Annotated in this window: 9 protein-coding genes; 7 read left to right on the forward strand and 2 right to left on the reverse strand. The window is 38.6% G+C overall.

Features of this window, described 5'->3' with window-relative positions:
• Nucleotides 1-8 precede the first annotated feature (8 nt).
• The 7 genes from CNR22_15495 to CNR22_15525 all read left to right on the forward strand — a co-directional run bounded on the left by CNR22_15495 (nucleotide 9) and on the right by CNR22_15525 (nucleotide 11,375).
• A complete protein-coding gene (locus tag CNR22_15495) occupies nucleotides 9-464 on the forward strand; it encodes a cytidine deaminase (GenBank protein ID PBQ33124.1) in 456 nt (151 codons plus the stop codon).
• A 183-nt stretch (nucleotides 465-647) separates the two neighbouring features.
• Nucleotides 648-842 carry a hypothetical protein gene (locus CNR22_15500; protein ID PBQ33125.1) on the forward strand — a complete coding sequence of 65 codons (195 nt, stop codon included), beginning with the start codon at nucleotides 648-650 and terminating at the stop codon, nucleotides 840-842.
• 270 nt (nucleotides 843-1,112) lie between these two features.
• Entirely contained in the window at nucleotides 1,113-4,826 is a 3,714-nt protein-coding gene (locus tag CNR22_15505) for a hypothetical protein (protein ID PBQ33126.1), read from the forward strand.
• A 65-nt stretch (nucleotides 4,827-4,891) separates the two neighbouring features.
• On the forward strand, nucleotides 4,892-9,337 hold the full coding sequence (locus CNR22_15510) for a hypothetical protein (protein PBQ33127.1): 4,446 nt from the start codon (nucleotides 4,892-4,894) through the stop codon (nucleotides 9,335-9,337).
• Nucleotides 9,321-10,424 carry a DUF3308 domain-containing protein gene (locus tag CNR22_15515; protein ID PBQ33128.1) on the forward strand — a complete coding sequence of 368 codons (1,104 nt, stop codon included), beginning with the start codon at nucleotides 9,321-9,323 and terminating at the stop codon, nucleotides 10,422-10,424. The genes CNR22_15510 and CNR22_15515 overlap by 17 nt, the downstream gene beginning before the upstream one ends.
• Nucleotides 10,425-10,506: 82 nt before the next feature.
• Nucleotides 10,507-10,977, forward strand: a complete 471-nt coding sequence (locus CNR22_15520) for a transcription elongation factor GreA (protein PBQ33129.1) — start codon at nucleotides 10,507-10,509, stop codon at nucleotides 10,975-10,977.
• Between the two features lie 2 nt (nucleotides 10,978-10,979).
• The gene (locus CNR22_15525) at nucleotides 10,980-11,375 is read left to right on the forward strand and encodes an HIT family protein (GenBank protein ID PBQ33130.1); all 396 of its coding nucleotides are present in this window, start codon (nucleotides 10,980-10,982) and stop codon (nucleotides 11,373-11,375) included.
• 33 nt (nucleotides 11,376-11,408) lie between these two features.
• Here the strand turns inward: CNR22_15525 and CNR22_15530 are convergent, their stop codons facing one another.
• Nucleotides 11,409-12,950, reverse strand: coding sequence for a glycine--tRNA ligase (locus CNR22_15530; protein ID PBQ33131.1), 1,542 nt, complete (start codon nucleotides 12,948-12,950; stop codon nucleotides 11,409-11,411).
• Nucleotides 12,951-12,990: 40 nt separating this feature from the next.
• Complete coding sequence (locus CNR22_15535; GenBank protein PBQ33132.1) at nucleotides 12,991-13,836, reverse strand: pantoate--beta-alanine ligase; 846 nt, start codon at nucleotides 13,834-13,836, stop codon at nucleotides 12,991-12,993.
• Between the last annotated feature and the right edge of the window lie 39 nt (nucleotides 13,837-13,875).

The raw sequence follows: 13,875 nt of genomic DNA on the forward strand, positions 1-13,875 counted from the left end.
AAATTATAATGATCGCAAAACCATCCTTTGATGAAATTTACATGGAGCTGGCCGAAAAGCTGGCTCTTCGCTCACACTGCGTAAAAGCGCAGGTAGGGGCTGTGCTTACAAAGGATACACGTATCGTATCATTAGGTTATAACGGCCCGCCTGCCGGAACTCATAATTGTGATATTGAATGGCCGGGTGTAGGTTGCCCACGCGATAGTAAAGGCAGTTGCTCTCTGGCACTTCACGCCGAACAAAATGCTATTCTTTACGCGACAAAAAATAATGTCAGTATGCAGGACGCCACATTGTATGTCACACTCTCGCCTTGCATAGCCTGTGCCCGCGTGATTTTTACCACCGGCATAAAAAAAGTTTTTTACAAGCACAGTTACGCAAAATACAAAGGCATAAAAAATGATGAAGGTGTCGACTTTCTGCGCACTTTTGGTGTTGAAGTTATAGAATACAAATAGCTGCTGTTACCTCGCCACATATTTTTCGTAACTATCATTATTTTTGCTTCATTATCACTCTCTGCCCAAAACAAAGGGGGCGGCAAAGAAAAAGCAAAATCCAAAGAGAAAAGCAAATCATCCAAAGGTTCTACAGGACCAAAAGAAAAAACTTTTAAGCAGGATCTGAAATCAAACAAACAGGTGCGCAGAGAAGCTCGCGAAAAACGAAAAATTGCCCGTGCTGAAAAAAAAGCCATCAAAAAGTACCATAAGCGTTTGCAAACTAAATCTGTGAGAAAACGGATGAAAAACAGTCGGAAATCTGCTATGCGTCACAACGACAACAAACGTGAATTTTTCATGAAACGCTGGTTTAAAAAGCGAAAAAAGCGTTAAAAATAACACTTATTTACCCTTATTGCCAATTAGACCCTGTTTTTAACCACTTATCAATTTCATTTAACCACAACAAAATCTGTTAATTTTATTTAAACATACGCTAGTAAATTTACTAAAGCTTAAAAATATGTTAACCTTCAATGGCAAGTTTAATATACTGGAAACCATTGTTTTAATAAAAACACGAGAAGTTTTTTTGTTAGATAACGCTAGGGTTTATAAATTTAAGGCTTTACAAACATAGATATTAAGGTAATTTAACACTATATGAAGAAGATTTATTTAGCAGTTGTATTGATTCTTTTTGCAAGCTTATCCGCTTTAGCTCAAAATGATAATGGAGCAATTAAGATCATTTTGAAAGATAAAAGTACTGGTGAGGCAATTCCCTTTGCCAATGTAGTGGCCTATAAAGAAGGGGTTCAGGTGGGTGTTTCCACTACGAATATGGACGGTGAAGCTTTCATCAAGCCTTTAAGCCCTGGTAAATATACTGTTAAAGGTATCTACGTGGGTTATCAGGCGGCAGAGGTAAAAGATGTAGTGGTAGGAGAAGGTAAAACTGCTTATGTCACTATTCCTTTAGCTAATGGAGAAGGGGTAAACCTTCAAACTGTTGATGTTGTAGCTTATCAGGTTCCACTTATCGATCCGGATACAAAGTCGGGAGCAACTGTTACGCGTGAAGATTATCAAAATCTCGCAACAAAAGATGTTAACTCCGTAGCGGCTACAACTGCTGGTGTTTTCCAGTCTGATGAAGGAAAAGCGATCAGTATCCGTGGTGGTCGTTCAGAAAGTGCTACTTATTTCGTAGATGGTGTAAAAGTTTTTGGTAAGCCAAATCTTCCTCAACAATCTATCGAACAGTTACAGGTAATTACCGGAGGTGTTCCTGCGAGTTACGGAGATTTAACTTCTGGTGCTATTTCTATTTCAACTCGTGGTCCGCAATCAAAATATTTTGGTGGTATTGAATTAGTTTCGTCTCAGCTCACCGATAAATTTGGTTACAATTCATTAGGATTTAGCGTGGGTGGACCAATTTACAAAAAGAGAGATTCAACACGCCGCACAGTTTTAGGATTTTTCGTTTCTGGTCAAGGTAATTATATCAAAGAACCACAACCTTCTTTCGTTCCCATCTATGTTTTAAAAGATGAAAAGTTACAGGAGTTAAAAGAAAATCCATTAACTCCGTCACGCTCAGGTACAGGTTACGTGCGTAGTTCAGAGTTTGTAACAAAAGACGACATGACTACCCAACGTTTCAGACCTAACGCTACAAACCGTTTACTCTCTATAAATGGTAAGTTAGATTTTCAACCAACCGCTAACACCAATATTACTTTAGGAGGTTTCTATGAATACAATGACAATCTAAGTGGTGCGGTTACCAATAATCTTTTTAATGCCAGCAACAATGGTTTAACCAGCACGCGAAATGTGAGAGGAAACTTAGGTATTACCCAAAAATTTGGAAATGCTACAGCAGATAAAAGCAAAACGCAATCTCTATTATCTAATTCGTTTTTTAAATTTCTGGTGAGTTATGAAAATATACTTACAAGATCACAAAGTGCTACACACAAAGACAATCTCTTTGATTACGGATATGTAGGTAAATTTGAGAGAACTTACACCGATCAGAATTCGGCATTCAATTACAACTTTGCACCAGAATATTCCATAAATGGAGGACAAGCAGCACAGTCCTACACTTATACTGGTCGTCAGGAACAAGGTGTGATATTTACAGCTGGCACGCAAAATCCTGATGCCGCAGCCTATACTCAGTATATCGCAGACAATACAAATCCAAATGCATTAACAATGGATTATATTGCCGGTAATAATGGTTTAAGAAATGGTGATTTACCACAAAGTATTTACGGCCTGTATCAAAATTTCGGAACTGTTTATGATCTTAACTTAAAACAAAACCAACAACAATTCAGGGTAGCTTCAAGTTTTAATACCGACATTAAAAATCACGCTCTTACTGTAGGTTTAGAATTCGATCAACGTACAAATTCTTATTATCAGATTAGCCCTGTGGGACTTTGGACAAGGATGAGATTGATTGCCAATTCTCACACAGAACAATTAGACAGATCAAAGCCTATCCTAAATACAGAACTTTCGGGTTTAATTCCATACTATTATTATGATTATTCTTATGATCAGGCAAAACAAACACAGTTTTCGGAAAAATTGCTTGACAAATTGGGTCTACCTCAAAATTATACAGGTATGGTTAATATCGATGCGCTTGATCCTTCTACTTTCAGCTTGGACATGTTTAGCGCTGAAGATTTGTTAGGACAAACAGCCAGCACACCTTTGGTATTTTATTCAGGGTACGATGCGCAGGGTAATAAAACAAACAACAATAAAACAAACATCAACGACTTTATCAATGCCAAAGACGATAAAGGAAGAAACACTTTACCGGTAGGTGCATTCAAACCTATTTATTCTTCTGTTTACATTATGGATAAATTTGATTTTAAAGACATTAAATTCTTAGTAGGGTTACGTATCGATCGTTATGATGCAAATCAACAGGTTTTGAAAGATAAATACGCTTTACATGAACTTGCTACTGTAGGTGATCTTGGCTCTATTGAAAATTTACCTGTAGGATTTACAGATAATATTCCTGCTAACATTTCAAAAGATGCGGCAGTTTATGTTGCTACTACTCCAATTGGAGGAAAATCTCCCGGGTACATCACTGGTTACAGAGAAGGTGATAAATGGTTTAACGCCGAAGGAAACGAAATATCCGATCCTAACCTTATTAACTCAACCGAAGCGCGTCCAACACCTTTATTTAAAGATGTGGCAAACTACGACAAAAAAATGTCAACCGGTGGATTTGCAAATTATGTTGCAGCTGTTAACCCTCAGCCTCGTTTAGGCTTTTCATTTCCTATTTCAGACGTAGCTAACTTTTTTGCTCACTACGATTGGTTAATCCAACGTCCTACTGGTAACCAGTTATCACCAATGGATTATTATTTCCTTAATTCTTCATCTACACGTCCTTTAATTACAAATCCGAATCAAAAACCACAACAAACAATTGATTATGAATTAGGATTTGCACAAGTATTGAACGAACGTAAAAATGCATCTTTAACAATTACTTCCTTTTATAGAGAAATGCGTAACCTCATTAATCAAAGAGTTGTGGTTGGTGCTTACCCTAGAGATTATATCATCTTCGATAACATCGACTTTGCAACCACCAAAGGTTTATCAGCAGCATTCGATTTCCGCAGAACTGGCGGATCTCAAATTAAATTAAACTACACACTTCAGTTCGCTGAAGGTACAGGTTCAAATGCTAACTCCGGAGCTAACTTGGCTTCTTCTGGTCAACCAAACTTACGTGTATTACAACCTTTAGATTACGATCAACGTCATAGTTTTGTGCTTTCTTACGACTACCGTTTCGGTGCTAAAAAAGACTACAAAGGACCAACTTTCAAAACTAAGAAAGATAAAACGGTTCAATTATTAGAAGATGTTGGATTTAATTTAACTTTCCTTCTCGGATCAGGAACTCCATACACACGTTGGAATACAGCTAATCCAGTAAGCGGAGGCCGTTCGAGCATCGTTGGTCAAATCAATGGATCTTCAAAACCTTGGCAATTCAGAGCTAACTTAAGACTTGATAAAAACATTGAACTTGAGTGGGGTAAAGAAGAGTCGGACAACAAAAAAACGGCCAGCCTCAACATCTATTTACAAGTACTGAACTTATTTAACACGCGTAACGTTCTTAACGTTTATAATTTCACTGGAGCTCCGGATGATGACGGTTACCTTGCTTCAACTCAAGGTCAGTCAGCTTTAGCTATTACTAATAGCGCGGCCGCATTCAGAGATATGTACAATGTCAGAATGAACTCGCCTACTAACTATAGTTTACCAAGACAAATTCGTATAGGGGCATTATTTCAATTTTAATTTTTTGGAGGAGATCTAACATGAAAAAAATAATAATACTATTTGCTGCACTATCAACCACAGCAATGTTTGGAAGAGAAAAAGCAGGGTTCACTGAAAGACCTTTAGGAACAAGCGGTAATGGCAATAGAGTAATGGCCAACTGTGCTGCACCAAACGCCAGTAGAGAGTTCTGGATCAACAACGTTAGAACCATCATTTTTAGTGGTGGTGATATGTGGTGGGATAGAGCAGGAACAGGTAATGCATATTACTATTTACCTGCTGTTACCAACAGAAATACAGGCGTTTCATCACTCTTCGCCGGATCAATCTGGCTGGGAGGTTTGGATGCCGGTGGGCAATTGAAAGTGGCCGCTATGACTTACCGTCAGAACGGTATCGACTTTTGGACTGGTCCTTTGGATACTACAAACGCTACAGCAGATCCTGCTGTTTGTACCAAGTTTGATCAGATGTACTACATCAAAAGACAAGAGGTAGAAGATTTTGCACTCAACGGTGGTCGTGCCACTGAGAACATTAAAAACTGGCCAGGTAACGGTGTGTTAAGTCAGAGACAAGGTAAACGTCTTGCTCCTTTTGTTGACGTTGATAATGATGGTGTTTATAATCCTGAAGATAGCCGCGATTATCCAGCTTACGACGTAAGTAATCTGGCTGAAAAAGATAATCTTGGATTTTGTAAAACCAAATTATTTGGTGATGAAACAATGTTCTGGGTATTTAACGACAATGGTGGTATCCATACTGAAACTGGTGGTGTTCCTATCGGCGTTGAGGTAAGAGCTCAGGCTTTTGGATTTAAAACAAATGACGAAATCAACAACATGACTTTTTACAGTTATGAAGTTTTTAACCGCTCTTCTTTTCAGTTAAATCAAACCTATTTCACCATTTGGAATGATGCCGATTTAGGATATTTTTTGGATGATTATGTAGGTTGTGATGTGAAAAAAGGGTTAGGTTATATGTACAATGCCGATCCTTTTGATGAAACTGCAATGGGTGTAAATGGTTACCAGGATTATCCACCAGCTGTTGGGTGTGACTTCTTTAAAGGTCCCCTGGCAGATTACAATCCGGATACAGGATTTGGTGATGGTATTGACAATGACCAGGATGGTTTGGTAGATGAAGTAGGAGAAACTATTCAGATGAGTCGTTTTACTTATTATAACAATAACTACGGCGCTTTCCCTCCACAAACAACAAATCCTGATAATGGAATTGCTATTCACTACTACAACTACATGATCGGTAAATGGAAAGATGGATCTCCTTTTACACAAGGTGGTAACGCTTATGGTGGAACTACTCCTGCAACATTCGTGTATGATGGTAATCCTGTTACCGGAACTGGCTGGACTGAAAAAGGTGCAGGTAATCCTCCGGGCGACCGTCGTTTTCTTCAATCGGCAGGTCCTTTTACTTTAAAACCAGGTGCGGTTAACGACATTACTTTCGGTATGCCATGGGCGCAAAGTTCAAGTAAAGGTGGAAATATTCAGTCACTTGAATTGTTATTTAATGCCGATGACAAAGCTCAGGCCTTATTTAATAACTGTTTCAAATTATTAGACGGACCTGAAGCTCCGGTGATGACAATACAGGAAATGAACAATGAGTTGATATTTTATTTAACGAACGAAAAAGGTAAAAACAACTACAAACAATTTAATAATGACTATGCAGAAGAGGATATCTCTATCGTTTCTGATCCGTCTTCGAGTAATCCTGCCCTGGCTAAACCTGATAAATTCTACAAATTTGAAGGCTATATTGTTTACCAGGTTAAAAGCGATGGCGTTGCTTCTACTGAATTAAGTGATAAAACCAAAGCAATTCCTGTTTTTCAGTGCGACGTTGCAAATGGTCACGGTCGTCTTGTTAATTACGAGCAAGATAACGTTGTGGGTGGTTTCGTACCAAAGGTAAAGGTAGAAGGAGCGGATAAAGGAATTTCTACAACTTTTAGAATTACCGAAGATGCCTTCTCTACACTTGAAAACAGAAAACTGGTAAATAACAAACAATATTATTTTATATGTGTGGCTTACGCGTTTAACGAATATCTTCCATATAAACCAGACGTTTCTCCTGCTCAAAGTTCTTCTGAAAACTATTTAGGTCAAAAAAGACCCTACCTTGAAGGACGTAAATACAAACGTGCCGCTGGAACGCCTCACGATGTAGATTTTGAAAAAGGTGGAACCTTGTCTCAGTCTTTCTATGGATTTGGACCAAAAATTACACGTATCGAAGGTCAGGGTAATGGGGGCAACAAGCTTACTTTAACCAGGGCATCTGAAGATGACATCGTAAATAATTTCTTTAAATCAGATATTACTTATGAAAATGCGCAGGGACCGTTGAATATTAAAGTTGTGGATCCTTTGAATGTAAAAGACTCAAAATTCAGCTTTAAGTTTATTCACCAAAGTAAACTAGTACCAACACCACAACCGGCAAAAGACCTGATTGTAGAAGTAGCAGGAACTACAACTGCTTCGCCTGTGACGGTAAGAGGTATTAATGCAACTCTGAATGCTGATTTAATTAGCTGGGAACTCAAAGACTTAAACAGCGGCAAAACTTATTATGCAACTGAAATCAAAGAAAACCATTTACCTAATGATAGTATTTATCAGAGTATAAGAGTTGGAAATGAATATTATTTCCAGGATCTTGGGTTTTCTGTGAATGTTAAGCAAGTAGCTGATCCAGGTGAAAGAGTAAATACCTTTACAGGATTTACATCTCTAAGAGAAGATACTGCCTACTCAGGACCAGAGGAAGGATCTTTTATCGGTGCAAGCGTTGCTTACGTTAATGGGCAGTCCGATTGGTTAAATTCATTAGCTGACGTTGACGGCGAAACTCCTAATAACTGGATTCTTTCAGGAAGTAGTAAAACGGAGGGAACCAGAGATGCGTATTATTCGATCACAACCGATAGTAAAATTCAAGCCTTCTACGATCCTAATAAACAATTCGGACAAATTCTTGGTGGTACATGGGCGCCTTATCCATTAACTGCTTCCTATTATTCGATTACACCAAGTAGCAACACAGAATATCCTATTGCGCGTTCATATGGTGGTCCAGGATTTAATGGAAGAATCTGGGCGCAGGATGATAATATCAGAAAATTATACGGTATTAAACAAGACATTAACTTTAGTCAACCTGACAAGGGCAATACCGACCTTAGAAAAGTAAGCAGCGCCTTAATTGTTTTTACAAACGATAAATCAAAATGGACCCGCTGTGTAGTATTGGAAATGCAGGAGAAATCAAGATTGAGTGAAGGAAATGCTATTTTCTTCCAGCCAAGGAAGCACCAGTCTGTAGATAAAGAAGGCAAGCCTGCTGCGGTGGGATCTGGAACAACGAATGCACCGGATGCGGCTAACTTTATCTCAGAAACAAGCATGGGTTGGTTTCCTGGATATGCAATCAACATTGAAACCGGAGAACGTTTAAACATGGCTTTTGGGGAAGATAGTTACCAGAAAGAAAACAATGGTAATGATATGCTTTGGAATCCAACTTCAAACAGAGATTATCCTTTCCAATATGCTATGGGTGGTAAACACTTCGTTTATGTGTTCAGCGGAAATGCTGTTACCGGGAAATTTGCAGCAAATGCTTCTTTCAAATGGTCACCTTTCCTTGTTGGAAAAGATATTGCGGTGGGACGTTATGACTACGGGCAAAAAATGATAACAATAATGCAGAATTTCTTCAGACAGGAAGTTCTGGTTCAGGCACAAGGTGGGTCTTCACTCGACCCTTTAAATGCTATTGAACGTGATATCATGTGGGTGTCTGTTCCTATGCCTAAATCGGGATTCAATTTCCAGGCGCAAAACCAAATGCCTTCGGATGTGAGATTTCAAATTAACGTTGCCAAGCCATACCGTTATGGATGGTCAGGTACCGCTAATCTTACAGCTACCACGCAGCCCGGAGGTGGAGCTAACCAGTCAAATGCGGTTGCAAATCTGAATTATCTAACCACAGATGTTAAAACGACAGACGTTCAGAATAACAACTTCCCAATGTATACTTTTAACACAAGTGATATCTCTACACTTTATCAGCAGGCAGATGTTTCTAAAAATGCCATGGATAAAATTAATATCGTTCCGAATCCATATTATGGTTCTTCTACTTATGAGGTTAACCGTACCGATAATAAAATCAGGATCACCAACCTGCCTAGTAAGTGTACAATTAAAATCTTTACTATGAACGGAACATTGGTTAGAACTATCAAACGTGATGTAACAGATCAGGAAGATATTTACACCGGTACAGGAGCTACTACTGGTTCAGATATTAAAACGGCAAAACGTACCTCATTTGTTGAATGGGATCTTAAAAATCAAAATAATATTTCTATAGCAAGTGGACTCTATATTTTCCATATTGATGCACCTGGAGTAGGTGAGAAAATATTGAAATGGTTCGGTGTAATGCGCCCTCTGGATGTTCAAAGCTATTAATCAAAAAGAAAGAAAGACTATGAAGATAAATTTAAAATATTTTGCATTGCCTGTTTCTCTTGCGCTTGGCCTAAGTGTAAACGCGGGTAATCCTGAACGTATGGGACAGGCTGGAGCGAGTCAACTATTGATTAATCCTTATGCAAGAAATACTGGTTTAGCAGGTTCTAATTCGGCTAAAGTGCGCGGCTTAGAGTCTCAGTTCTTAAACATTGCAGGTACTGCTTATACGCGTAAAACAGAAGTTATTTTTAACCGTTCAAACTGGTTACAAGGAACTGATATTTTCATTAACAGTTTTGGATTAACTCAGGGTATTGGTGAAACAGGAACTATCGGTTTAGGCGTTGTGGCTATTAATGCCGGCAAAATTCCTATTACCACAGAAGAACAACCTGAAGGTGGATTAGGAACCTACAGCCCTACGTTTTATAACATAAGTCTTTCTTATGCTAAAATGTTTTCTGACAACATTTATGGTGGTGTTAATTTTAAGTTGATAAACGAACAAATTCCAAACGCTGCTGCTCGTGGTATGGCCATCGACGCAGGTATCCAATACCACACCGGAAAATACGATCAGGTACATTTTGGTATCGCTTTAAGAAACTGGGGACCAAAAATGCGTTATCAGGGTGATGGTTTAAGTCGTCAGGCTGCCGTTACTTCTATCAGCGGATCTTACGAGTTAACTGTAAACAACAGATCAGCAGCATTCGAATTACCAACTTTGATAAACATCGGAGCTTCTTATGATTTTTATCTTACCAAAGATTCTACGGGTTTATCAAAAAAACACCGTCTTTCAATTAACGGAAATTTCCAATCCAATTCTTTTAGCTACGACAATGGAATGGCTGGACTTGAATATGCCTGGAAAGAGATGTTAATGTTCAGAGTGGGTACTTTCTTTGAAAAAGACATGTTTAACGATGCAAGAAGAAATGCTTTCACTGGTCCTTCTGCTGGTATGACTTTCGAAGTTCCTTTTAACGAGAAAAGATCAACAATCGGTTTAGATTACTCTTACCGTTTCAGTAATCCTTTTGGAGGTACACATTCCTTTGGATTGAGGTTGAACCTATAGAATTTTTTTCTTATTTTTGTTACTACGAGTCCCGGTCACGATAACAAGCGTGACGGGATTCTTTTTTTTAATATAAACAGTTATGGCAATAGGATATTACACAGAAGAGGGATTGCAAAAGATGAAAGATGAACTTCATCAATTAAGAAGTGTAGAACGTAAAATAGCAACCCAGGCAATTGTAGACGCCAGGGATAAAGGCGATTTAAGTGAAAACGCTGAATACGACGCTGCTCGTGAAGCTCAGGCTTTGTTAGAACTGCGTATTGCTAAACTGGAAGATGTCATTGCTAATGCCCGTATTGTTGATGAAACTAAAATTGATCTCAGTAAAGCGAGTATTCTTACTACCGTGAAAATAAAAAATATGAATAACGGTGCTTCCATGAAATATACACTCGTTGCAGAGAATGAAGCGGATCTTAAAAGCGGTAAAATATCTGTTGATTCTCCAATAGGAAAAGCTTTATTAGGTAAAAAGGTAGGCGAAAAGGTAGATGTTCAGGTTCCTGCAGGAAAAGTAACGTTTGAAGTTTCAGAAATCTCCATCTAATTATGGCCAGCATCTTCTCTAAAATAGTAGCAGGTGAAATTCCCTGTTATAAAGTGGCGGAGGATGAGAATTATTTAGCTTTCCTGGATGTCTTTCCTTTAAAGAAAGGGCATACATTAGTTATTCCCAAAAAAGAAGTGGATTATATTTTTGATCTGGATGCAACATGCTATTCCGGATTAATGGATTTCACTAAGAGAGTAGCAGAGGCTGTGAAAAAATCGGTTCCGTGTAAACGCTTGTCCATGCAGGTTATTGGTTTAGAGGTACCGCATGCGCACGTTCATCTTATTCCTATAAACACAATGAATGATTGTGACTTTAAGCAGGAAAAATTAAAATTCTCGAAAGAGGAGTTTGAAGAAACAGCAAAGCTGATTGCTTCGCAGTTTAAATAAACTTCTAACAACTTATCTGCAAGCGATCTGACGCTACAGCGTTTTTAACAAACTCTTAATCCCAACTCGTTCCTCTAAAAACGCAGGTAAAGCTGCAATGGCTATTCTATCCTGTTGCATACTGTCGCGGTGACGCACTGTAACGGTTTTATCTTCGAGACTTTGATGATCGACTGTGATGCAATAAGGCGTTCCATAAGCGTCGTGACGACGGTAACGTTTTCCTACAGTATCTTTTTCGTCGTAAGCAATGTTATAGTCAAACTTTAAATCCTTCATAATGCTCTCTGCAAGCTCAGGAAGACCGTCTTTTTTTACTAAGGGGAAAATAGCCGCTTTGTATGGCGCGATGGCTGGAGGTAAATTTAAGACCATTCTCGTTTCTCCATTTTCAAGAGCTTCCTCTTTTAACGCCGAAGAAAGAACTGCTAAAAACAAACGGTCAAGTCCTACAGAAGTTTCTACAACATATGGAACATAACTTTGATTTAATTCCGGATCGAAATACTGTAATTTTTTTCCTGAGAATTGTTCGTGTTGTTTTAAATCAAAATCTGAGCGACTGTGAATCCCCTCTAATTCTTTAAAGCCAAATGGAAATTCGTGCTCTATGTCGCAAGCCGCCTTGGCGTAATGCGCAAGTTTTAAATGATCTTTAAATTTATATTTTTCCTGGCCAAGACCAAGTGAAAGGTGCCAATTCATTCTCGCGTTCTTCCAATGCTCGTACCATTCATTTTCGGTTCCAGGTCTTACAAAAAACTGCATTTCCATTTGTTCAAACTCGCGCATGCGGAAAATAAATTGTCTTGCTACAATTTCATTTCTAAAGGCTTTGCCGGTTTGCGCAATTCCAAAAGGAATTTTCATGCGGCCGGTTTTTTGAACGTTCAAATAATTTACAAAAATACCTTGAGCGGTTTCTGGTCTTAAATAGATGGTATTGGCATCTTCTGAAACCGAACCCATAGAGGTACTAAACATCAAGTTGAATTGACGAACGTCCGTCCAGTTGCGGCTTCCGCTAATAGGGTCTACAATCTCAAGATCTACTATGATTTGTTTTACCTCTTCAAGATTATTGTCGTTTAAAGCCGTTTTAAAACGTGAATTGATAGCGTCAATCTTATCCTGATATTCTTTAACACGCGCATTCGTTGAACGGAACATTCCCGCGTCGAAATTTTCGAAACGTTTTGCTGCTTTCTCAACTTCTTTATTTATTTTATCTTCAATGTTGGCAACGTGTTCTTCAATTAAAACATCTGCACGGTAACGCTTTTTGCTGTCCTTGTTATCAATCAAAGGATCATTAAAGGCATCTACGTGCCCGCTTGCTTTCCACGTAGTGGGGTGCATGAAAATAGCGGCATCAATCCCAACAATATTTTCATTTAACTGAACCATTGCTTTCCACCAATAGTCGCGAAGATTTTTCTTTAACTCAGAACCAAGTTGACCATAATCGTACACCGCACTGAGACCATCATAGATCTCGCTGCTTTGAAAAATAAAGCCATACTCTTTGCTATGGGATATAACATTCTTAAAAAAATCTTCCGGTTTCTGAGACATACTGTTTTAATAAAATAAATAAGGAGACAAAAGTAAAGAATCAATTTAAAACTAAATTGTCTATAAGACGTATTTTACCAACAAATACAGCAATGACCGCAACAGCTCGTGGGGCGTCTTTGATGTCTGATAAAATTTCAAGTGTATCGGCATTGCAGATTTCGAAATAATCGAGTCTTGTTGCGGGAATGTGTTCTAATTCAGCAGTGACAAAAGCCCTGGCAGCATCAACCCCTTTTGTAATAACTAGTTCTTTTACCTGTGACATGAGTTTTGGTACCACAGAGGCAGTTTTTCTTTCTTCTGCATTTAGCAAAGAATTACGTGAACTCATGGCCAGGCCATCAGGTTCTCTTAGAATAGGACAGGCAACAATTTCAATGGATGAATGCATTTGTGTTACCAGGGCCTTAACAACCATTACCTGCTGGTAATCTTTACTGCCAAAGTAAGCTTTGTCAGGACTTACTATTTCGAACAAACGTTTAACAATTTGCCCAACGCCATTAAAATGGCCCGGACGATGCGCTCCTTCCAGAATGTTGTCGAGGTAACCAAAGTGGTACTCGGCCTTTTCGTCTTTTACCGGGTACATTTCATCCACTGAAGGCATAAATAAAGCGTCGCAATACGCACTTTCAAGTAACGCTGCGTCTTTTTCAGGCATTCTTGGGTAACGTTCTAGGTCAGATTTATCATTAAATTGCGTAGGATTGACAAAAATGCTGCAAATGGTGTAATCACAATCGCTTTTAGAGAAACGGATTAAAGAAACATGTCCGTCGTGCAGTGCGCCCATGGTAGGCACAAACCCAACGGTTTTATGCTGAGCCCTTATCTGTGATAAATAGCCCTGCAATTCGGTTATTTTGGTGAAGATTAACATTAAGATAGGCCATAAAGCTACAATTTCCTTTGAAAATTG

This window comes from Sphingobacteriaceae bacterium (assembly GCA_002319075.1).
GTDB lineage: Bacteria > Bacteroidota > Bacteroidia > B-17B0 > Aurantibacillaceae > Aurantibacillus.

Excerpts from the sequence above, each read along its gene's own strand:
- CNR22_15495 (PBQ33124.1), top strand. The coding sequence starts at position 9 with ATGATCGCAAAACCATCCTTTGATGAAATTTACATGGAGCTGGCCGAA.
- CNR22_15505 (PBQ33126.1), top strand. The coding sequence starts at position 1,113 with ATGAAGAAGATTTATTTAGCAGTTGTATTGATTCTTTTTGCAAGCTTA.
- CNR22_15510 (PBQ33127.1), top strand. The coding sequence starts at position 4,892 with ATGTTTGGAAGAGAAAAAGCAGGGTTCACTGAAAGACCTTTAGGAACA.
- CNR22_15515 (PBQ33128.1), top strand. The coding sequence starts at position 9,321 with ATGTTCAAAGCTATTAATCAAAAAGAAAGAAAGACTATGAAGATAAAT.
- CNR22_15520 (PBQ33129.1), top strand. The coding sequence starts at position 10,507 with ATGGCAATAGGATATTACACAGAAGAGGGATTGCAAAAGATGAAAGAT.
- CNR22_15525 (PBQ33130.1), top strand. The coding sequence starts at position 10,980 with ATGGCCAGCATCTTCTCTAAAATAGTAGCAGGTGAAATTCCCTGTTAT.
- CNR22_15530 (PBQ33131.1), bottom strand. The coding sequence starts at position 12,950 with ATGTCTCAGAAACCGGAAGATTTTTTTAAGAATGTTATATCCCATAGC.
- CNR22_15535 (PBQ33132.1), bottom strand. The coding sequence starts at position 13,836 with ATGTTAATCTTCACCAAAATAACCGAATTGCAGGGCTATTTATCACAG.